Genomic DNA, 20,307 nt, shown 5'->3' with positions numbered 1-20,307 from the left:
CCCCCCGCGGGGTCCGCCGCGCGGCCCCCACGCCCAAACAAAGTCTCCGCCCGCGCGCGCGGGCTCTGTGCCCGCCCCCCCGCCCCCCCCGGGCCTCGCCGGCCCCCCCACTACAGACGGCATTGCCCCTCCCCACGGGAGGGAGCAATGCATCAACCCTTCAGCGCTGCCAGCGACTCGGCCTGCAGACGCTCGTAGATCGCGAACTCGTCGCTGACCGTCGCTCCCAATGCCTGCTCGAAGGCATCGCGGTTGGCACGCGCGGCATACGCACGCTGCTCACCGCCGCCGAGATTGGACTGGAAAATACCCGCCGCACTCACCGGCAGGAAATCCTCATAGATGATCGGATCAGCGCTGGCCAGGCCGCGCTCGATCAACACCTCAGCCGGCAAGGCACGCGTATCCGCATCGGCAGCCAGACCGGCATCGGTCAGGCTGTAACGGTAATAGCCCAGGCCTTCGCGGCGCAGCGTTGCATGGTCATCCGGGAACGCGGTGAACGCGCTCTGCAGACGCTGCATGTAGTCACCACCGGCACTGCCTTCACCGCCACGCGCCTGCGCAAGCAGGGCGTCATAAAGATCGCGCCCCTTCGGCGTCAGCGCGAGGCCTCGCTGTTCGATTTCACCAAAGCGCGCGGTATGGGTGCCGGCATCGTTGTCGGCGCCGGAGGGGAAATGCACCAGTTCCTCCAGCGCCTTGAAGCTGGTCTGGCGCAGCAGGATGGCGCAATCGCGGCGCGGCGGGCCTTCGATCACGGCCTTGGCCGCCAGACCACGCGACTGCATCGCCACCTGCGCGGCATCGATGTCCAGCGTGCGCGGGGTTAGATGGTTGATATGCGGGCCACGGAAGCTGACCACGTCGGCAACCAGACGGTGCGCGCCGTGCAGGGCGTGATAGGTCTCCAGCGAGACGGTGGCTTCGTTGTGCCAGCGGAAGGTTTCCAGTGACTCAACGACGAAGCGCCAGGCATCGTCTTCGCTCAGGCCGCCGTCGCGCTCACATTGTTCAATCAGCTGCAGCGCGCCAGCGGTGAAGATGTTGCGGCGGGCCAGGATCTCGGCGGCCTGCTCGCGCAGCGCGGCGTCTTCGATCAGCTCCAAACGCAGCAACGAGGTAAACACGCGGAACGGGTTGCGGTTCAAGGACTCGCCATCCACCGGCCGGAACGCGGTGGAATGCACCGGCACGCCGGCCACCGACAGGTCGTAATACCCCACCGGCTGCATGCCCATCACCGCGAACAGGCGGCCCAGCGTGGCCAGCTCCTGCGCGGTGCCGACGCGGATCGCACCATGGCGTTCCACGTCCAGGCGCTCGCGTTCGCCGCTGCGCTGCATCTGCGCGGCCAATTCCGGCTGCGCTGCGAGGACGTCGGCGTTGATCGCGCCAACCAGTTCCACCAGCGTGCCGTACAACGGCACTTCGGTGCGGTACATATGCGACATCGCCTGCGAGAACAGGCTGCGGATGTGATCGGGCGAAACGAAACGGTCGGCGGTCATGACAAAGCGCTTTGACGCGAAATCGAAGGATCCCCATTTTCGCCCGGAATCGACCGCTGCGCCTATCTGCACGGCAGCAAATGCCGGCGCTGTTTACTCCGTGTCACTCTTGCGCGCTGCCGCCTCGCGCTGGGCGCGGTCGCCGAGCTGGCGCTGCAGCAGCGGGTCCAGCGCTATCGGACGGTCCCAGTGGTCGAAACTGGCGACGATGGCGTGGCGCAGGGCGCGCCAGCGCAGGTTGTCCGGTGGCGGCTGCAGGCCAGCCAGCACCTCTTTCCAGCTGGCCTCGGGCTGCTGGGCGCGGGCCTTTACCGCGGTACGGCAGTTGCTGCCGTTGAGCTTGCCCCAGAAACAGGCCAGATAGACATCGCCGGGCTTCCAGCCATGGTCCTGCAGCAAGGCCTGCACATAGCCCGGGCGGGCGCTGGCATAACGCGCCAGCTCATCGACGAAGGCTTCCGGGTAACGCGCGGCATAGGCGTTGATATCGACCAGCTGCTTGTCCACCCAGGCATCTCCGGTGGCCGGCGCGTAGACCTCGGCCACCGCTGCCGTTGCCGGCTGTTGCGCCAGCAACGGCAAGGGCAGCACGGCAGCTGCCAGCAGACCCAGTCGCAGCAGCAAGGCTGGCCGACGCAGGTGTTGCCGGGAGCTGACCGCGCTCACCTCAGTTGCCTTGTGCCGCTGCAGCCTGCGCGGCGACAGCACGTACTGCTTCCGGCCACTGGTGGGCAGTATCAGCGTGGTGCAGGCGCGGCTCTTCTGCAGAGACACCGTGCTCGGCCTCGTGTGCCCAGGTCATCGCGTACGGGGTGTGGATGCCCCAGCCGCCCAGACCCAACACCGGCTCGATATCCGAGCGCAGCGAGTTGCCGATCATCACGAAGCGTTCGGCCGGCATGTTGAATTCGGCCAATACCTTGGCGTAGGTCGACTGGTCCTTCTCCGAGATGATCTCGATGCGCGGGAACAGGTCCAGCAGGCCGGAACGTTCGATCTTCTGCTCCTGATGGAACAGGTCGCCCTTGGTGATCAGCACCACCGGATATTCGGCAGCGATGGCAGCCACCGCTTCGCGGACGCCATCGATGACATCCACCGGATGCTCCAGCGTGCGGCGGCCGATCTCGACGATCTGGCGCAGGTCATGCGCGGAGATCTTCTCGTCGGTCAATTCGATGGCGGCTTCCAGCATCGACAGGGTCATGCCCTTGGCGCCGTAGCCGAATACGGCCAGATTGCGGCGCTGCACCTTGAGCAGATGCTGGGCGGTGCCGGCGTCGTGCAGGTCGATGTAGTTGCTGAGGATCAGGCCAAATTCGTGCTCGGCCTTCTGGTAATAGTCTTCGCTCTTCCAGAGCGTGTCATCGCCGTCGAAGCCAACAAGGCCGATGGCGGAGGGGGAAGTCTGCATGTTCATGCCGCACAGGATAGCAATCTGCCCTGAAGTGAATAGGGGATTGCGCTTGGAAGGCAGGGATTGGCTTGCTGGATTGGCAGCTCAAGCAAAGTGCAACGGCAACAGCACCCCTCCCCGGCCCTCCCCTTGCCTGCGGCAAAGGGAGGGGGAAGAGCGGGTGCCCTGCGTTGACCGGTAGCGCCAGCTTTCAGCCCCCTCCCTTGCGCGCAGCGCAGGGGAGGGTTGGGGAGGGTGCTCTTTGAGCCCTATCCCGGTTACCAATTACTTCTTATGCGCAGCCGCATAAGTCCGGTACTCATCCGCCGTCAGCTTGCCATCCTTGTTGCCGTCCGCGTCATCAAATACCTGCGCCAAACCAGCGTTGGCCTGCGACTCGGTCTTGCTGATGACGCCATCACCATCGGCGTCAACATCTGCCCAGCTCTGGCCGCCACCCGCCGCTGCCGAGGCCTTTGCAGCGCTGCTCGATGCGCTGGCTGCGGCGCTCTGCGCCTGTGCGGCCGAATCCTGTGCTTCTGCAGCCTGTGCCTGCGCGGCGGCGGCCTGATCCTGTGCGTCCTGGGCCATGGCCGGCAGTGCAAGCGCGGAACCAACGATGGCAACCAGGGCGAACAGCGGGGTGCGATTACGTACGGTCATCAGGTCTTCCTCGTGTGTTGGCAAAAGCGCGGAAATTCCGCACACCCCAACCCTGACAAGCTGCGCCTGAATCGCTTGCACCCCTGAAAACCGCAGCGAACATCCTGTTAACCACTTGCACTGGATCAGCGGTTACCGCCCCTGTTAGCCGTGCATGAAGTGAAAGTAAGCCGATGATTAGAGCGTTCCAAGCATCGTGCTTATCGATGCAATGCCGACGCCTCAAGCATCATGCGTGGTGTCAGCCAGCGGTTGCCGCGAACTGAACAACAACCAACCCAGGCCGACGCCAACGGCTACACCGATCAACTCAAACAGCACGCGCGTGCCCAGCTGGTCCGGATCATGGATCGAAGCCAGCGCCAATTTGGCGTACAGCGGCGACTGCAGGTTGACCATGCCCAGCGAAAACAGCTTCCAGCCATCCACGCCAGCAGCAATGGCCGCCGCTATCAGCGCGGAGTAGGCGATGGCATGTCCGTGCCTCAGCCCTGCACGCCGGCACACCTGCCACCACAATGCGAACACCACGAAGCCAATCGCCAAGGCGATCAAGCCAGCTTCCAGCGAGCCCAGCAGGCCGTAATGCAGAACCAGATTCATGCGCGCGGCGCGGTCCATTCAGGGAACCGCAGTCTAACCGCCCCTGCGCTGCTCAACGTACCGGGAAGTCGTAGGCCGTGGTCGGGGTGGGCTCGGGCTTGAAGGTGTAATGCCACCATTCCATTGGATAGTTGGCAAAGCCCTGCGCCTGCATCGCATCCAGCAGCAGCTGCCGGTTCTGCTTCTGCAACGCGCTGATATCGGGGTTGGCGGTATGCGCCAGCACATCGAAGCGATCGAATCCGGTGCCCATGTCCAAGGCGCTGCAAGGCATGCTGCGGCAATCCAGCACGCCCAGATCGACCGTAGCCGCCCGGCTGTGACCGGACGTTTCGGCGATATAGCCATCGAGCAGGCGGCTCTTGTCGATGTTGGGGTAATAGCGTTGCTTGGCGATCTGATCCTTGCCGTCGTGCACCCAGGCGACGAACGAGGTCACCGAATGCACCGGCCGGTAGCAGTCAAACACCTGCAGTCGATAGCCCTGCGCGCGCAGCCCGCGCTGCACGCGTGCCAAAGCCTGCGCTACCGGCTGCAGCAGATAGCAACGCGGTGCTTCATAGCCGGGGACGACGCGACCGGTGAAGTTGTCGGTGCCGGCGTAGCGGATATCCAGGGCGATATCCGGGGCCAGGGTGGTGACATCGACGATGCCTGCCTGTGCGGGCGTCTTTGCCGCCGATACCTGCACCTGCTGGGCAAGCGCGGTAAACGGCAACAGCGCCAGCAACAACGGCAACGATTTAGCGGCAATCGCCATGGCGTTGGAATTCCAGATCGGGGTAGTCATAGCTGAAGTCGATATCCGGGTCGATGGCACGTAGATGCAGCAGCGGATGTTGTGCGTCGCCGGAGAATTCCAGCCAGGCATCGGCATCTTCGCCCAATCCCTGCCAGGCCACATACCACTGTTCACCGGCACGCATCACCTGCCCGGTCATGCGCGGCGACTTGGCCGAGGCGAACTGCAGCTTGCCATCACGCGGACACAAGGACACCTCGCCGAACCACGGGTCCTGCCAGACGCCTGCCTTGCTGCCGAACTCCGCCGGCGTGGCCGCACGTGCCTTCGGCAATGCGGGGCGCACATGCCCTGCCGAGCGGCGCTGCGCGGCCGCGTCGTCGATCAAGCCTGCGTAATGCAGCACGTCATTGTTCGCGGCCGGTGCGGTGTAGTGCTTGAGCATGGCCTGCATCAATGCGGTACGTGCGTCCTCGCCTTCACCGTTGATCAGGATCACCACGCCGGTCTTGCGATCCGGCAGCAAGGCCAGCGAGGAATACATGCCGGACAAGGTGCCGGTATGCGCGACCTTCCACTGCCCATCCATGTCCGACAGACGCCAGCCATAGCCGTAGGCGTAGAAGTGCGTGTTGTCCCAGTCGCGCAGGCGTTGGCTGATCGGCATCGGCATATGCGCGGTCCATAGCGCACGCCGCTGGGTCGCATCCAGCCAGCCCGGCGCCTGCGCCGGATCCAGCAGCACCTGCATCCAGCGCAGCATGTCGTTGAGGCTGCAGCGGATGCCCCCGGCAGCCATCGATGGGAAATCGGTGACCTGCGCGGGATCGGGTTCGGCAGCGATATTGCGCTTGCCGTCACGGCGATGCGGCTGGGCGATATTGCCAAGCGCCGCGGGCGACCATGCACCTACCTGGCAGCGCAGCATGCCAAGCGGTTCGAAGATTTCCTTGCGTACCAACTGTGCGTAGGGCTTTCCACCCGCAGCTGCGGCGACTTCGCCGGCCACCACATACATGAGGTTGTCGTAGGCGTACTCACTGCGAAAGCTACCGGTCGGCTTCAGATGCGCCAAACCAGCAATGATGTCGTTGCGATCAAAGTTGTTCGGCTCGGGCCACAGCATCAGATCACCTGCGCCCCGCCCAAGGCCGCTGTTGTGGATCAGCAGATCGCGCACCTGCATGTTGCGGGTAACCCATGGGTCCTGCATGCGGAACTGCGGCAGATGTTTGGTGACCGGATCGTCCCAACGCAGCTTGCCGGCCTGTACCAGTCGCGCCAGCACCGCTGCGGTCATCGCCTTGGTGTTGGAGGCGATCTTGAACAGGCTGTCGTCGTTGACCGCTGCGCCCTCGCCCACGGCCAGCTCGCCGCGGGTGATACGCCGCACCACCTTGCCGTCCTCGATCACCCCCACCGCGATGCCGGGCAGCTGGTAGCGCTGTATCGCCTGGTCAACCAGGGCATCCATCCGCGCAGTATCGGCGTCTGCTGCAAACAGCGGGTTCGCGAGCAGCATGGCAGCAGTGGCCAACAACAGTTTCAGTCGCATCGTCATCGTTCTCCACAAAAGCTAACGGCCCGCCGAAGCGGGCCGTTCTCACACACTACATCAGAAGTTCCAGTTGACCATCAGCTGCGCATAGCGCGGTGCCTGCCAACGGGTTCCGGTACCAAAGGTGTCACGCATGACACCCGGCTGTCCTTCGTAACGCGCAGCCACGTTGATCACTTCCTGGGTATTGATCAGGTTGTAGATCGACAGGCTGGCCTTCAGGTCAATGCCCTCAACCGGCAGCGTCCAAGTGACGGTTGCACCCAGGTTGTAGGTCCACGGCATGCGCCCGAAGTCACCGCGCGGCGAATACCTGTACACGCGGTCCTGCCACGGTCCAGCGCACTTGTCCACGCACAGCCAACCAGTGCCACCACCGCTGCCAGTACTGGTGTAGCTGGCGATCGCGGCATTTTCATCCGGCCAGGTCACGCCGAATGCGGTGATCGGACCACCGGAAAGAGCGGTGAAGGTGCTGCCGAACGACCACATCTCATTGAGCTTGTAGCTGGCGCGCAGCTTGATCTGGTGACGGTGGTCGTTGAACAGATCACCGTAGCGCTGATTGTTGGCGGGGTGATCCCAGTGCTGGACCATGCCGGTGTCGGCGTAGTTGGTATCCGAGTTGACCGGACCTTCGTGGTTGCCCGACGACTTGGACCACAGGTAGGACGCGTTGAACGCCCACTTGTCGTCCCACGCGCGATCGACCTGGAGCTCGATCGACTTGTAGGTACGCTTGGGCTTGGAGTAACCGATTATCTTTTCGCTGCCGGCCATGATGTAGCCCTCCTTGGAGGTATCAATCGTGACCCAGCCATCTTCCGCACAACCCATCGCCTTGGTGCCCCACAGGGTCAGCTTGTCACCCGGGTTGGCGATCGGCCACAAGTTGCCATGACGCTTGCCGCACAGCGCGTTGATGCGCATGTCATCCATCGCATTGGGCATGCGGCGGTAGGTACCGGTGACACCCCAGGACCACGCCTGATTGATCATGCTCTGGAAGCCGAGGATCGCTTCGTCCTGATAGACCGCATCCAGATCACGGTCCACGCTCTGGCGCAGATCCTGCACCGCGATGTTCTGCGATTGATCAACCGGGCCGATCTGGGCACCGACGATCGGCGCCATGTACGGCGCACCGGTGACCGGGTTGGTTTCCTGACGCCAGCCGTCCAGTGCGTAGTAGGTGTACTCGTCGAGCAGACCGCCGGCGAAGTTGTAGCTCAGGATGCTCGGGATCGGCATGTAGTAGCGGCCGAGATTGCCGAACAACTTGGTGCTGCCATCCCCCTTCATGTCCCAGGAGAAGCCCAGACGCGGCGAGAACAGATTGTCCTGCTTGGTGAAGGTTGTCCCGACCGTGGTCATGTTCTCGAAGTTGTCCATGCGCACGCCGAGATTCAGCATCAGGTGCGGGGTGACACTCCAGTTGTCTTCCAGGTAGAAGGCACTGGCCTTGATGTCGAACACACCGCCATCGGCGCGTTCGCGCGCACGCAGGATGGCATTTACGCCGCCCGGAACGACTGCGCCGTTATCAAGCAGATTGCCCGGCTTGGTGCCATAGGCGGTGTAGTACTTGCGGGTTGGACCCGGGTACTTCGTCTTGCGGTCGGTGGTCATCAGCTCGTGATCCCAACCGAACCGCAGCTGGTGGTCGCCCAGCATCCACTCGAAGTCCAGTCGCTTGGCGATGCGCTCATCTTCATGATCGACGACCGTGCCACCCGGATGGCAGCCCAGCACTGGGCTGCCCATCGCGCGATAGGTTGCGCCATAGCTGGCGTTTTCATAGGTGACGTAGTCGCACAGCGAATCGGCCGGCGAGCGGTTGTAGCTGCTGCTGCGGTTGATGCCGTACATCGCCTTGGCGGTGAAGTTGTCGCCGAAATGACCGGTATAGGTCACCGAGCCGCTGGTGCCACCGCTGGAAGCAGTGGATTGGCTCGGCGCACCGCTGCCGATGGTCGAGCTGGCGAAGTCGTAGGTGTAGATGTCGGAATCGACATCGCCCTTGTCAGAGAACGCCATGAGCTCCAGCAAGTGGTTGTCATTGATGTTCCAATCCAGCTTGGTGCCCCAGAAGCCATTGTTCGACTCGGCCTTGGTCCAGCTGTTGCCTGCGGCGTTGGTACTACCGGAATTGTTGTCACGCTGCTCGTACATGGCGAACAGGAACAGTTTGTCCTTTACCAGCGGACCGGAAGCCCAGCCGTTTGTCTTGGTGAAACTACGACTATCGTGGCTGGAGCGGACATTCGTCCTGCCATCCTTGTAGTAATGATCGTCAGCTTTCGAACGGAACGCAGACGGTTCGAAAGTGACCGAAACACCACCCTTGAGCTCATTACTGCCCGAGCGGCTGACCGCATTGATCACGCCGCCGGTGGAACGTCCGAACTCTGCCGAATAGCCACCGGTCTTGATCTGGAATTCTTCAAAGAACGCGAACGGTGCACTGGAGAAGCTCTGCCGCTTGTAGAAATCGGTAACGTTCAAGCCGTTGATGAAGATCGAGTTCTCGGCCACCGAAGAGCCACCGAACGAGATACCACCAAACGACGAATTACCACCGATCACGCCTGGTGCCAGCATCGCAACCGAAGACAGATCCTGCGGCACCGGCATACGCGCGAGGTCTTCGCGATTGATATTGAACGAGGACTCCGTGGAATACACGTCCACGCGATTGACGATCTTTGAGCCAACTACCTGCACCGAATCCAGGTTGACCGCATTACCTGCACCACCGCCAAGATTGACGTTGGTGGTGCCGCCCAGCGACACATTGACCGCCACCGGCTCCTTGTCGACTTCCCCGTCCCGCTTGACCTGCAGGCTGTAGTCGCCCACCGGCAGCTGACTCAGGCGATACGAGCCGTCAGCGCCCACGGTTACGGTACGCGTCAAACCCGTCGCTTTGTTCACGACGGTGATCTGATCACCGGAGTTTGCGCGACCGGCAATCGCACCGTTCGCACTCTGTGCCATCACGCTCGGCGCCATCACGCCAAGACAGGCACCCAAAGCGACGGTCAGCGCCGCTCTTTTCAACATTTTCCTGTTCATCCCCTGCTCTCTCCTGCAGACGTAAATCGATAAGTAAGACAACGGTTACGACGTCCTATTACTTGGACTCCGGCGCCAGAACCTGCGACTGGAAGTCGTATTGCCACTGGTTGAAGTAAAGGTTCCCCCCTTCCCACTCAACCTCACCTCGTTGCAGATCAACGGTCTCCGAGCGGAAGTGCTGCTTCGCAGGCACGAACGCGCGTGAGTAGTCATCGTTGAACGCGATGCGGTAGGCATCCAGCCCGCCGAAATAGAAATTGCGTTGTTCGGGCTGGTCGCTGTCCAGTGCGCCCGTGCTTACATCCATCGGCACCCAGCCGTAGGGCGCAAGATAGAGCGCGCCCCAATCGTGCAGGTTGTTGTAGCCGACCTCGTTGTCCGAATACACCATGCCCGACTGCCAGCGCGCCGGGATGCCGTTCATGCGCAGCAGCGAGATCAGCAGCAAGGTCTGCTGGCCACAATCGGCATGACCTGCATGCAGCGCGTAGTCGGAAATATTGCTGATCGTCGAGTACTCGCGGGCACCGCCCCACGGAATCGCATCCACCGCATCGAACAATTTCTTGGCGACGCGGTAGGGATTGGTTTCATTGCCCACTGCTTTGCGCGAGAACTCACGCATGGCCGGGGTGAACACCACATGCGGTGCACGCTCGGCCAGATAGGGTTGCAGCTCAGGGTCCCGCGGCGTTGGCAACACCTTGTCCGGGTCGATGATGAAGCGACGCGCGGAGATGGTGAGTTCGTAGCTGACAGAGAACTCGGTAGGTGTGCCTGCGACGGCCTTGCGCTCAAGATAGGCAGTGCGCTGCAAGGTATCTTCCGGCGCGATCTGAGCGCCTTGCGGCACGCTGCTCAGCCATTGAATGTTGTCCTGCTGGCCGGGTATCGAACGCGGATACGGCAGCCAGGCACGCACCGTCTTTCCAGCCGGCACCGCATCGGCATCGACCTTGATCGACTGGGTGATACGCACACGACGCGGACTGATGCTGGTCTGGCCGCTCTGCTCCGACGCCTTGATCACCTCGACATGGTGCGAGCCCAGCCGTTCGTACGGGCCGGGCCGGGAAACGCGCTTGTCGGCCGGCCGCCGATTGGAGGCCTCGGCACTGAACAGGAACAGGTTGTTCGGCGCACGCTTGAACCAGCGGCGCTGACCATCGATGTCCAGGTGCTCGATCAAGCCGGCATCATCCCAGGCCTTGAATTCTTCATCACGCAGATCCGGCACCGACCTGCGCACCGCAGCCTTGGCCTGCGCTTCGTCCAGGGTGAAATCCAAGCGGATGCGGCGCATGCGCTCCTGCTGGAACAGGTAGGCGGCGCGGCTGTCGGCGTCAGTGCCGGTCGCGGCCAATGCCTTGTCGATCTCGGCCTGCGCGCCGGCAAAATCGCCACGGTCCACACGCGCCGTCAACTCGGGCAGCGCCATCGATGGCGCCTCACCGGCATAGGCGATCCAGGCCACGCCCATGCACAAGGCAGAGGCGAGGACCGTGCGGGCGAACGGGGCGCGGGCAAAGCGGGCAGAATCGGCGTTTGATGCCACGGCAACACTTCCACGTGCAGGGTGGTTAACGCTGTGTAACACGCACCCGATAGCCGGTCAATAATTTATTCTTGCTTTCGACGGCGAAAGGAATAAATATTCCTGAGCATCAACGAGGGGAGCTTCCCAATGCTTGCTTTGCCGCCGCTATCCCAGCGCCGACGCCTTGCCCCGCTTGCGCGGGCTTTGATCCTCGCCACGGCGCTGTGCGCCGGGCCGGCTTTTGCGCTGTCGCCGCCACCTGCGGCAACGGTTGCGCCCTCTTACGCCGGCATCATCGGGCTGGAAGAAGCCCTGCTGACGCCGCAGCCCTGGATCAGCAGGCTGCCCAACGCCGACGCCGTGATCCTGGACCGCGCCGCCATCGAGGCGCAGAACGCGCGCATGCGCCAGCTCGATGCCTCCATCATCGACCTGCACAAGCTGCCCGCGCTACTGCCACAAGTATTGGTCCGCGAGCAGATCGCCGGCATCTCCAAGGCCCCGACCCGCACCCTGTACGACGTGCACGGCAAGCAGGTCACGCCCGCCCAGCTGCAAGCGGTGACCGCCAACCTCGGCCTGGATGCGATCCCGGCCACCCGCCCGATCCAGTACGGCCTCGTCGTACACCGCGCCGCGCTGCGCGCCTTCCCAACCGAACTGCGCGTATTCAGTAGCCAGGGCGATACCGATATCGACCGCTTCCAGGAGTCGGCGCTGTTCCCCGGCGACGCGGTGGCAGTGCTGCATGAAAGCGCCGACGGCAAGTGGGTATTCGTCGCCAGCGAGCGCTACGCAGCGTGGATGGAGAAGCGCTTCGTCGGCGTCGGCAGCGCCGAGCAGGTCTTCGGCTACGGCGCCACCGGCCCGTACCGGGTGATCACTGCTGGCAAGGCCTTCACCGCGCACTCCCCGGAAGAGCCGCGCGTCTCCGACCTGCAACTGGAAATGGGCGTGCGCGTGCCGGTGCTGGCCGACTGGCCGGTGATGGACCCGGTCAACGGCCAGCAGGCACATGGCGGCCACGTGATCCAGCTACCGGCTCGCAATGACGACGGCAGCCTGGCGCTGGTGCCGGCCCTGCTGCCGCGCTCGCAGGAATCGGCCAGCGACTACCTGCCGCTGACCCAGGCCAACCTGATCACCCAGGCCTTCAAGTTCCTCGGCGAACGCTATGGCTGGGGCCACTCCTATGACACCCGCGATTGCAGCGGCTTCGTCTCGGAGATCTACCGTAGCTTCGGCGTGCTGCTGCCGCGCAACACCAGCGCACAAGCAATCAGCCCGGCCTTGAACCGCGTGCCCTTCACCGACAAGGACAGCAAGGCCAAGCGCAGTGATGCAATCGCCAAGCTGCAGGTCGGCGACCTGATCTACATCCCCGGCCACGTGATGATGATGCTCGGTGAAGCCAATGGCATGACCTGGGTGATCCACGATACTTCCGGTGGCAGCTGGTTCGATGCCAGCGGCAAGCGCGTGCATGCCAGCCTCAACGGCGTATCGGTGACCCCGCTGCAGCCGATGATGGCCAGCGACACCGCCAGCTACATCGACCGCATGACCAACATCCAGCGCATCCGCCTGCAAGACACCAAATGAAGATCACCGACATCGAACTTGGCATGCTCCGCGTGCCGCTGAAAACCCCGTTCAAGACCGCGTTGCGCACCGTGGAAACGGTGGAAGACATCGTGGTGATGGTGCGCACCGACACCGGCAACACCGGTTATGGCGAGGCACCGGCCACGGCGGTGATCACAGGCGACACCCACGGCTCGATCATCGAGGCCATCAACACCTTCATCAAGCCACGTTTGATCGGCGAGGACATCAGCAACCTCAACCGCATCTGCGGCCTGATCCAGACCTCGCTGGAGCGCAATACCAGCGCCAAGGCAGCGGTGGAGATCGCCATCTACGATCTGTGGGCACAGCTGCACAAGGCACCGCTGTACCAGATGCTCGGCGGCGGCGACCCGGTGATCACCACCGACATCACCATCAGCGTCGACTACATCGACAAGATGGTGGCCGATTCGCTGTCGGCAGTGGAGCGCGGCTTCGAGTCGCTGAAGATCAAGGTGGGCAAGGACATCGGCCTGGACATCGAGCGGGTCAAGGCCATCCACGCCGCCGTCGAAGGCCGCGCCCTACTGCGTCTGGATGCCAACCAGGGCTGGACCGCCAAACAGGCGGTCTACGCAATGAACGTGCTGGAGAATGCAGGCGTCGTGCTGGAGCTGCTGGAACAGCCGGTGAAGGCTGCCGACATCGCTGGAATGAAGTACGTCACCGAGCGCGTCAACACGCCGGTGATGGCAGACGAAAGCGTGTTCAGCCCGCACCAGGTATTCGACCTGATACAGCAGGGTGCAGCCGACATCATCAACATCAAGCTGATGAAGACCGGCGGCATTTCCAACGCGATCAAGATCGCCGACATCGCCTCGTTGTACGGAGTACCGTGCATGATCGGCTGCATGCTGGAATCCAGCATCAGCGTGGCGGCAGCGGTACATCTGGGCGTGGCCAAGTCCGGCGCGATCAACAAGGTGGATCTGGATGGACCATCGCTGAGCCAGTTCAATCCGGTGGTGGGCGGGGTGATCTTCAACGAATCGGAAATCAGCATCACCGATGCGCCGGGTCTTGGCATCATCGAGGTACGCGGGCTGGAGATGATCAAGCCGTGATCACGCAGGCGGCAACCGGTCTCTCCTCGGTTGCCGCCGCCGTGGTCGCGCATGCGCAAACAACAGCACCGGCAAAGCCCGGTGCTGTTTTGTTTTGGAGATGGTCTTCCAGCCATCCAACGCACCAGAACACAGTCATTCCCGCGAAGGCGGGGTTTTCAACCGACGAATGTCGGGTCATCGCTCCTGCTTCTGCTCCAGCCCCCTCCCTTGCGCGCAGCGCAGGGGAGGGTTGGGGTGGGGTAGCTTCGGCTTCGGCTACGGCTTCGGCTTCGGCGGCGGCGTGGGCTGCGGCTGCGGCTGCGGCTCCGGCTGCGGCTTCGGCTTCGGCTTGGGCTGCGGCTCCGGCTTCGGCTTCGGCTTCGGCTTCGGCTACAGCAAAAGCCAGAGCAAAGGCTTTCTCTCCCCTACGGGGAGCGAGTTACTTTTCTTTGCTTGTGCAAAGAAAAGCTAACCAAAAGAGGTGCTTTCTCAACAGCCGAATGGCTGGTCAAGCACACCCTGCCTACGCGCCTTCCGCGCTGCGCGCTCCAGGTTCACTCCGCTGGCAGGATTTTTCGACGATACATCCCTGTATCGTCGAAAAACGACGCACATCCTTGTGCGTCGCCCCGTTCGGGGTCTTGTCTGCCAGCTCCGTCGCTGCGGAAGGGGACCCGGTGGAGCACGAACAACGGCAGGAGCCGGAGCAACTGCAACTGCAGAAGCCCCCCCTCCCCAACCCTCCCCTGCACTTCGTGCAAGGGAGGGGGCTGGAGCAAAGACACGGGCACAGGCGAAAGCCCAAAGCACCCTCACCCCAACCCCTCTCCCGCTTCGCAGGAGAGGGGCTCCCGAGCAACAGCCGAAGCAGCAGCACTGCTCCACTTGCTTACGCAATCCCTTAAAGTCTTCAGCAGATAAACACCCATACGCCCATGCCACCTCTGGTAAAAATCCGCTCCGAACGCGAACAGATGTCGGCCATCGAACGGCGCATCGCCGACTTCATCCTCGACAACGCACACCTGCTGCGCGATTACTCATCGCAGCAGCTCGCCAATGCCTTGGATATCAGTCAGTCCAGCGTCGTCAAGTTCAGCCAGAAACTCGGCTTCAAGGGCTATCCAGACTTGAAATACTCGGTAGGCGCCGCCGTCGCCGCTGCCGGCAATGGCGAAAGCACCAGCTGGCCGCCGGAGGACCAACCCGGTGGCTACCTGCTGGTTGCCGAAACCCTCCGCCGCGCCAAAGCCGCTGCCGAAGAAGAAACCATGGCGGCCAACCCGCAGGCCGACGTCGAAGACGTCATCGCATTGATCGACAACGCTCCAAAGGTCTTCATCTATGGACTCGGCGACGACGGTCTGTACGCGCGTGAGTTCGCCATGCGGCTGTCGCTGCTGGGCATCCTCACCGTGCAGCAGGCTGATCCCATCCTGATGACCGCCAACCTCTCCGCCGCCCGCCCCGGCGACGTGCTGCTGGTGTTCTCCGAGTTCGGCAAGCTGCCGCAGCTGTGGCAGTTGTCGCGGCAGTTCCAGGAAGTCGGCGGAAAAGTGGTATCGATTACCCGCCATACCGCCAATCCGCTACGCGCGCACGCAGATGCCTCATTGGCCATCTGCGCGCATGACCCGCAACCACCCATCGCGCAGCTGCTCTATCGCAGCTCGCTGCAATACCTGCTGGATTTCGTGTTCGTCCTGCTATGCCAGACCAATCCTGATCGGCAACGGCAACTGGCATTGAACCAGGAACGCATCCAGCACCTGATCGACATCTGACCGCAGGAGCCGCCGCCATGCTCACTCTGTTCCAACGCAACTTCCGACACCTGCTGGGCTGCGTGTTGATGGTCATCGCACCTGCCAGCATTGCTGCGCCGCTCGCCGCACCAATGAGCGAAGCGCGCCAGCTGATCGTGGTCACTGCACCTACGTGGGACGCCACCAACGGGCATCTGCAGGCCTTTGAACGCACCGACGCTGGCTGGAAAGCACACGATGCCGGCTTCGATGTCAGTCTTGGCCGCAGTGGCAGTGCCTGGGGCATAGGCGTGCATCCACAGCAGAAGGATGGCCCGCACAAGCAGGAAGGTGATGGCCGCAGCCCGGCCGGCATCTTCAACATCGGCCCGGCGTTTGGCTATGCCGAGCACATCACCAGCGCCATGCCCTACCAGCCGATGCTGGCCAGCAGCTATTGCATGGATGTGCCGGCATCGCCGCTGTACAACCAGATTGTCGATGCCGCCAAGGTTGGCGAAGCCGCAGTGAAGGGTTCCACCGAGGCCATGCGCCTGGACCTGCACAACAACGGCGACCGTCGTTACCGCGAAGGCTTCGTCATCGAGCACAACCCCGCTGCGGTGCCCGGACAGGGCAGCTGCATCTTCGCCCACCTGTGGCGCCAGCCCGGCGAGGCGACCGCTGGCTGCACCGCGATGGAGCCAGAGCGCATGTCGGCCTTGCTGGAATGGCTGTCGCCCGAGGCCAAGCCGCTGTTCGTGTTGTTGCCCGAGGCCGAGTACCAGCGGCTGCAGCGCAGTTGGGATTTGCCCGCACTTTCAGAAACTACTCGTTGAGCATTTTCCCGGTTCCGGGCATCTTCCCTTCTCTTTAGCCAAGCCATCCCTTCATGACCGACAGCGCACCCGCAAAATCTTCCAAGGTCTCAGCGCCCGTCAAGGTGCTGATCGCGCTGGTGCTGGCCGCCATCGTCGGGCTGGCGTTGACCGCCTACGACCAGACGCTCGCACTGAAGATCGCCGACCTGCTGCGGCCGATCGGCCGGCTCTGGCTCAACGCACTGCAGATGACGGTGGTACCCCTGGTCACCGCACTGGTCATCGTTGGCGTCAATACCGCCAGCAATGCCGCCGCGTCCGGGCGTACCGCGCGCAACGCGATCATCGTGTTCCTGATCCTGCTGGTCGGCTCGGCCGCGTTCTCCGCGGTCATCACTCCGTTCCTGCTGGACCTGCTGCCGCGCGATGCAGACAACATCCAGGCCTTCCGCGACGCGTTGCGCTCGCCAACGACCGCCGCCACGCCGCTGAGCGCCGCACAGTGGATCAGCTCGCTGATTCCCAGCAATGCGCTGGCAGCAGCTGCATCCAGCGCGATGCTGCCGCTGGTGGCCTTCGCCATGTTCTTCGGCTTTGCCCTCAGCCGGCAGGAGCCGGAGCGCCGCGATCGCATCCTGGACATCATCCGTATCATCGCCGACACCATGATCACCATCGTGCGTTGGGTGCTGTGGGCTGCGCCGGTGGGCGTGTTCGCGCTGGTATTCGTGGTCTGCGCCGAAGTCGGGATGAGCATCATCGGCGTGCTGGGCTATTACATCGTGCTGATGTGCGTGATCTACATCCTGATCACCTTGCTGCTGTACCTGGTTGCCCGCTTCGCTGCCGGCGAACCGTTCGGCCGCTTTGCCCGTGCGCTGGTACCGGTGCAGGTGATTGCCGGCAGCACGCAGTCTTCGCTGGCCTCGCTGCCGGCAATGATCGACAGCGCGCGCAATCGCCTGGGCTACCCGGCGGCACTGACCTCGCTGGTGCTGCCGATGGCGGTATCGCTGTTCCGCATCACCAGCCCGGCGCAGTACATCGCCGTGGCCAGCTTCATCGCCTGGCTGTACGGCATCGACGTACATGCCTCGCAATATGCGGTCGCGGTGCTGCTGGCGGCGGCGATCAGCATGGGCTCGACCGGCCTGCCCGGCCAGGCCAACTTCATGACCAACAACATGCCGATCACCCAGAGCCTGGGCCTACCGGTGGAACCGCTGGGCGTGCTGTTGGCGGTGGACACCATTCCCGATGTGTTCTGCACCATCGGCAATGCCACTGGCGGCGTCACCGCTACCGGTATCGTTGCCCGGCATACGGCACAGCACCCGGAGCAGGACCAGACCAGCGACAGCTGATTGCCTGCAGCCACTCCCGCCAGCGGCGGGAGTGACCTTCAATCATTCCTGCGGCGGCAGCGGCGGGCTGCCATATGCAGCATCGGCCGCCATCACGTCGCGGGTGTTCTTCTGCACGGCGACAGCACCGAACAGCGACAGCGCGAACGACATGCCATAGAAGCCTTTCTCGCTGAGCAGCAGGGTCGCATTCCACAGGCCGACCAACAGCAGCAACAGAGCGCACAGCAGCGCGAACCAGCACAGGCTGTAATACAGGTTACTTACCGGGATTCCTTCCAGGCGGTCACGCACGCTCTTCTGCAACGATACCGCCGAGAACAGGCCGAACAGCAGCAGGGTCAGGTAATAGCCCTTTTCGTTGAGCAACATCTCGGCATTGAACAGGCCGACCAGATATGCCACCGCCCCCAGCAACAATGCCGTCCATGCAGACGCAATGAACGCAGCAGAGGGGCGATTGATCTGTTGTTTCGTCATGAAAACTCCTTTTTGGTGGATGCAGGGGCCCAGTTCCACGGGCGCTCGACCGCTACGGTAAGCGATTCCGCGCACCGCTCCCATCCCCGAACGGACAGCATCGGCCGCCATGGTGTACAACCCTGCACTGGTATCGCATCCCGCTTCCGGAGACCTCCATGCCCCGTACCCTCCTGCTCAGCATGAGCCTGGCCCTGGCCCCCGCCCTGTTCACCAGCGCCTGCGCTGCCGACCCGGACCCGGCCGCCGAAGCCGCGGTGAAGCCCGCGCAATGGCCGTTCACCGCCACCGAGACAGCCCGCTTTGATGAACCTTGGGCGATGACCTTCCTGCCCGACGGCAGCCTGCTGGTCACCGAGAAGGCCGGCAAGCTGGTCCATTTCGATCCCGCCAGCGGCAAGCGCGGCAACATCAGCGGCGTCCCGACCGTGGCCTATGGCGGCCAGGGTGGCTTTGGTGACGTGCTGGCCCATCCGCAGTTCGCCAGCAATGGGCTGGTCTATTACAGCTATGCCGAAGACGGTGAGGACGACACCCGCGGTGCCGCCGTCGCCCGCGCCAAGCTGGTCCTGAATACCGATGGCAGCGGCACCTTGAGCGATGCGCAGGTGATCTGGCGGCAGACGCCAAAGGTGACCGGTCGCGGCCATTACGGCCATCGCCTGGCGTTCGGCCCGGATGGCAAGTTGTGGATCAGCTCCAGCGAGCGGCAGAAGTTCGACCCGGCGCAGGACATGAAGACCAACCTGGGCAAGATCATCCGCCTCAACGACGACGGCAGCGTGCCGGCCGACAACCCGTTCGTGGCGCAGGGCTCGCCGGCCGACCAGGTGTGGTCGCTGGGTCATCGCAGCGTGCTGGGTATCGCCTTCGACGGCAACGGCAAGCTGTGGGAACACGAGATGGGTCCGAAGGGCGGCGACGAGCTGAACCTGATCCAGCGCGGCGGCAACTACGGCTACCCGATCGTCTCCAATGGCGATCATTACGACGGCCGCCCGATCCCCGATCACGACACCCGCCCGGAATTCATTGCCCCGGTGGTGACCTGGCGCCAGGTGATCTCGCCGGCCGGCTTCATCATCTACAACGGCAAGCAGTTCCCGCAATGGCAGGGCAGCGGTTTCATTGGCGGCCTGTCGTCCAAGTCGCTGGTGCGCGTCGCCTTTGATGGCGACAAGGCCCGCGAAGCCGAACGCTTCGACATGGGCCAACGTATCCGCGAAGTGGAGCAAGGCCCGGACGGCGCACTGTGGCTGCTGGAAGACGGCGCCAACGCAAAGCTGCTGAAGCTGACGCCGAAGGCAGGCTGACGCTCCCGACCCTGTAGTGCCGAGCCATACTCTGCAGAGGCTTTACCGGTAACGCTCCTTGTCGAGCATGGCTCGGCACTACAGATGAGGCTTTACTGATAAAGCCCCTTGCCGAGCATGGCTCGGCACTACAGCCGTCAGCGCAGGCGTACGGCCAAACCTATCGCCTGCACAAAACCATAAGTGACAAGCGCGGCCGCCAGTCCCAAGGTCAAGGGACTGGCATTGCCCATGCCCGCCCCCATGCCCTGGCTGAAAGCGCCGCCATACCAGCGCCAGGCCAAGCGCCCGATCAACAGCACCGCCAGGGCACCACCGATCCAGGGATTCGGCGTATAACCCATCCGCCCATCGCGTGGGCTGATCAACGTGTGTTTGAGTGCGAACAAGCCCAGGCCAATGCCGGCAACCGCACCGGCGGCAATGCCCAACGCGACATGCGGGATATATATCGCTGCAGCCACCAACGCAGCACTCACCAGCGTCAGGATGACGATGCGGATGCCATTGCGAACCGGCCGCCACGGCTGCCAGCCGAAGTGGCGACGGATGCGTCGGTAATACAACCAACCGAAACCGGCCGTCATCAACCAAGGCATGTAGACAGGCAATGCAGCAGGCATGAAGCGTCCCTTCTGTTGTAGGAGCGGCGTAAGCCGCGAAGCTGGCAATGCACCAGACATCCGTAACGCAAAAACCGCGCCTGTAGTGGGGGGGGGCGCGCCCGGGCCGGGCCGCCCCCCGCCCACCCCCCCCCCCCAGGCCCGGGGGCGCCGCTGGGAAAACAACCCACAACCACCCCCCCCCCGCCAGCCGCC

The 20,307-nt window shown here is 63.2% G+C and carries 18 protein-coding genes; 7 read left to right on the top strand and 11 right to left on the bottom strand.

Going from position 1 to position 20,307, the window contains the following annotated elements:
* Window positions 1–152 precede the first annotated feature (152 nt).
* The 9 genes from hglS to ACVOLS_RS19245 form a co-directional block, all read right to left on the bottom strand.
* The gene (gene hglS / locus ACVOLS_RS19285; protein WP_481546963.1) at window positions 153–1,511 is read right to left on the bottom strand and encodes a 2-oxoadipate dioxygenase/decarboxylase HglS; all 1,359 of its coding nucleotides are present in this window, start codon (window positions 1,509–1,511) and stop codon (window positions 153–155) included.
* A gap of 93 nt (window positions 1,512–1,604) precedes the next feature.
* Window positions 1,605–2,177 (bottom strand): hypothetical protein, encoded by a 573-nt coding sequence (locus tag ACVOLS_RS19280; protein ID WP_481546962.1) that lies wholly within the window; start codon window positions 2,175–2,177, stop codon window positions 1,605–1,607.
* Between the two features lies 1 nt (window position 2,178).
* On the bottom strand, window positions 2,179–2,931 hold the full coding sequence (locus ACVOLS_RS19275) for an HAD family hydrolase (protein ID WP_481509778.1): 753 nt from the start codon (window positions 2,929–2,931) through the stop codon (window positions 2,179–2,181).
* Between the two features lie 261 nt (window positions 2,932–3,192).
* Entirely contained in the window at window positions 3,193–3,570 is a 378-nt protein-coding gene (locus tag ACVOLS_RS19270; RefSeq protein WP_481546961.1) for an EF-hand domain-containing protein, read from the bottom strand.
* Between the two features lie 222 nt (window positions 3,571–3,792).
* The gene (locus tag ACVOLS_RS19265) at window positions 3,793–4,173 is read right to left on the bottom strand and encodes a hypothetical protein (RefSeq protein WP_481509780.1); all 381 of its coding nucleotides are present in this window, start codon (window positions 4,171–4,173) and stop codon (window positions 3,793–3,795) included.
* 52 nt (window positions 4,174–4,225) lie between these two features.
* A complete protein-coding gene (locus tag ACVOLS_RS19260; RefSeq protein WP_481546960.1) occupies window positions 4,226–4,963 on the bottom strand; it encodes a M15 family metallopeptidase in 738 nt (245 codons plus the stop codon).
* Entirely contained in the window at window positions 4,917–6,476 is a 1,560-nt protein-coding gene (locus tag ACVOLS_RS19255; RefSeq protein ID WP_481546959.1) for a serine hydrolase domain-containing protein, read from the bottom strand. The genes ACVOLS_RS19260 and ACVOLS_RS19255 overlap by 47 nt, the downstream gene beginning before the upstream one ends.
* Window positions 6,477–6,530: 54 nt before the next feature.
* A complete protein-coding gene (locus ACVOLS_RS19250; protein ID WP_481546958.1) occupies window positions 6,531–9,548 on the bottom strand; it encodes a TonB-dependent receptor in 3,018 nt (1,005 codons plus the stop codon).
* Window positions 9,549–9,606: 58 nt separating this feature from the next.
* On the bottom strand, window positions 9,607–11,031 hold the full coding sequence (locus ACVOLS_RS19245) for a transglutaminase-like domain-containing protein (RefSeq protein ID WP_481546965.1): 1,425 nt from the start codon (window positions 11,029–11,031) through the stop codon (window positions 9,607–9,609).
* Window positions 11,032–11,235: 204 nt separating this feature from the next.
* Between ACVOLS_RS19245 and ACVOLS_RS19240 the strand changes: the two genes are divergently transcribed.
* The 6 genes from ACVOLS_RS19240 (at window position 11,236) to ACVOLS_RS19215 (ending at window position 17,696) form a co-directional block, all read left to right on the top strand.
* Window positions 11,236–12,690 (top strand): C40 family peptidase, encoded by a 1,455-nt coding sequence (locus ACVOLS_RS19240; RefSeq protein WP_481546957.1) that lies wholly within the window; start codon window positions 11,236–11,238, stop codon window positions 12,688–12,690.
* A complete protein-coding gene (locus ACVOLS_RS19235; protein WP_481546956.1) occupies window positions 12,687–13,784 on the top strand; it encodes a dipeptide epimerase in 1,098 nt (365 codons plus the stop codon). The genes ACVOLS_RS19240 and ACVOLS_RS19235 overlap by 4 nt, the downstream gene beginning before the upstream one ends.
* A 94-nt stretch (window positions 13,785–13,878) precedes the next feature.
* Complete coding sequence (locus ACVOLS_RS19230) at window positions 13,879–14,238, top strand: hypothetical protein (protein WP_481546955.1); 360 nt, start codon at window positions 13,879–13,881, stop codon at window positions 14,236–14,238.
* A 463-nt stretch (window positions 14,239–14,701) separates the two neighbouring features.
* Window positions 14,702–15,550, top strand: a complete 849-nt coding sequence (locus ACVOLS_RS19225) for a MurR/RpiR family transcriptional regulator (protein ID WP_282270744.1) — start codon at window positions 14,702–14,704, stop codon at window positions 15,548–15,550.
* Between the two features lie 68 nt (window positions 15,551–15,618).
* Window positions 15,619–16,350 (top strand): L,D-transpeptidase family protein, encoded by a 732-nt coding sequence (locus tag ACVOLS_RS19220; protein ID WP_481546964.1) that lies wholly within the window; start codon window positions 15,619–15,621, stop codon window positions 16,348–16,350.
* 53 nt (window positions 16,351–16,403) lie between these two features.
* Entirely contained in the window at window positions 16,404–17,696 is a 1,293-nt protein-coding gene (locus ACVOLS_RS19215) for a dicarboxylate/amino acid:cation symporter (protein WP_481546954.1), read from the top strand.
* Window positions 17,697–17,738: 42 nt separating this feature from the next.
* Here the strand turns inward: ACVOLS_RS19215 and yiaA are convergent, their stop codons facing one another.
* Window positions 17,739–18,176 carry an inner membrane protein YiaA gene (yiaA, locus tag ACVOLS_RS19210; RefSeq protein ID WP_481546953.1) on the bottom strand — a complete coding sequence of 146 codons (438 nt, stop codon included), beginning with the start codon at window positions 18,174–18,176 and terminating at the stop codon, window positions 17,739–17,741.
* Window positions 18,177–18,334: 158 nt separating this feature from the next.
* Here yiaA and ACVOLS_RS19205 point away from each other — a divergent pair, with 158 nt between their 5' ends.
* Complete coding sequence (locus tag ACVOLS_RS19205) at window positions 18,335–19,489, top strand: PQQ-dependent sugar dehydrogenase (protein WP_481546952.1); 1,155 nt, start codon at window positions 18,335–18,337, stop codon at window positions 19,487–19,489.
* 137 nt (window positions 19,490–19,626) lie between these two features.
* On the opposite strand, the gene ACVOLS_RS19200 is transcribed toward ACVOLS_RS19205, so the two are convergent.
* Window positions 19,627–20,112: a CcdC protein domain-containing protein gene (locus tag ACVOLS_RS19200; RefSeq protein ID WP_481546951.1), complete on the bottom strand. Its 486-nt coding sequence runs from the start codon at window positions 20,110–20,112 to the stop codon at window positions 19,627–19,629.
* Window positions 20,113–20,307 lie beyond the last annotated feature (195 nt).

The sequence above is a fragment of the Stenotrophomonas sp. STEN038 genome, from assembly GCF_056759895.1.
The sequence above is the reverse complement of the archived record's forward strand: the minus strand, read 5'-3'. Positions and strand labels throughout refer to the sequence as shown.

Bases quoted from the DNA above. Each gene is read 5' to 3' on its own strand.
- ACVOLS_RS19265 (WP_481509780.1), bottom strand. From the start codon at position 4,173: ATGAATCTGGTTCTGCATTACGGCCTGCTGGGCTCGCTGGAAGCTGGC.
- ACVOLS_RS19245 (WP_481546965.1), bottom strand. From the start codon at position 11,031: ATGGGCGTGGCCTGGATCGCCTATGCCGGTGAGGCGCCATCGATGGCG.
- ACVOLS_RS19235 (WP_481546956.1), top strand. From the start codon at position 12,687: ATGAAGATCACCGACATCGAACTTGGCATGCTCCGCGTGCCGCTGAAA.
- ACVOLS_RS19270 (WP_481546961.1), bottom strand. From the start codon at position 3,570: ATGACCGTACGTAATCGCACCCCGCTGTTCGCCCTGGTTGCCATCGTT.
- yiaA (WP_481546953.1), bottom strand. From the start codon at position 18,176: ATGACGAAACAACAGATCAATCGCCCCTCTGCTGCGTTCATTGCGTCT.
- hglS (WP_481546963.1), bottom strand. From the start codon at position 1,511: ATGACCGCCGACCGTTTCGTTTCGCCCGATCACATCCGCAGCCTGTTC.
- ACVOLS_RS19205 (WP_481546952.1), top strand. From the start codon at position 18,335: ATGCCCCGTACCCTCCTGCTCAGCATGAGCCTGGCCCTGGCCCCCGCC.
- ACVOLS_RS19255 (WP_481546959.1), bottom strand. From the start codon at position 6,476: ATGACGATGCGACTGAAACTGTTGTTGGCCACTGCTGCCATGCTGCTC.
- ACVOLS_RS19275 (WP_481509778.1), bottom strand. From the start codon at position 2,931: ATGAACATGCAGACTTCCCCCTCCGCCATCGGCCTTGTTGGCTTCGAC.
- ACVOLS_RS19225 (WP_282270744.1), top strand. From the start codon at position 14,702: ATGCCACCTCTGGTAAAAATCCGCTCCGAACGCGAACAGATGTCGGCC.
- ACVOLS_RS19220 (WP_481546964.1), top strand. From the start codon at position 15,619: ATGGTCATCGCACCTGCCAGCATTGCTGCGCCGCTCGCCGCACCAATG.
- ACVOLS_RS19250 (WP_481546958.1), bottom strand. From the start codon at position 9,548: ATGAACAGGAAAATGTTGAAAAGAGCGGCGCTGACCGTCGCTTTGGGT.
- ACVOLS_RS19215 (WP_481546954.1), top strand. From the start codon at position 16,404: ATGACCGACAGCGCACCCGCAAAATCTTCCAAGGTCTCAGCGCCCGTC.
- ACVOLS_RS19240 (WP_481546957.1), top strand. From the start codon at position 11,236: ATGCTTGCTTTGCCGCCGCTATCCCAGCGCCGACGCCTTGCCCCGCTT.
- ACVOLS_RS19200 (WP_481546951.1), bottom strand. From the start codon at position 20,112: ATGCCTGCTGCATTGCCTGTCTACATGCCTTGGTTGATGACGGCCGGT.
- ACVOLS_RS19260 (WP_481546960.1), bottom strand. From the start codon at position 4,963: ATGACTACCCCGATCTGGAATTCCAACGCCATGGCGATTGCCGCTAAA.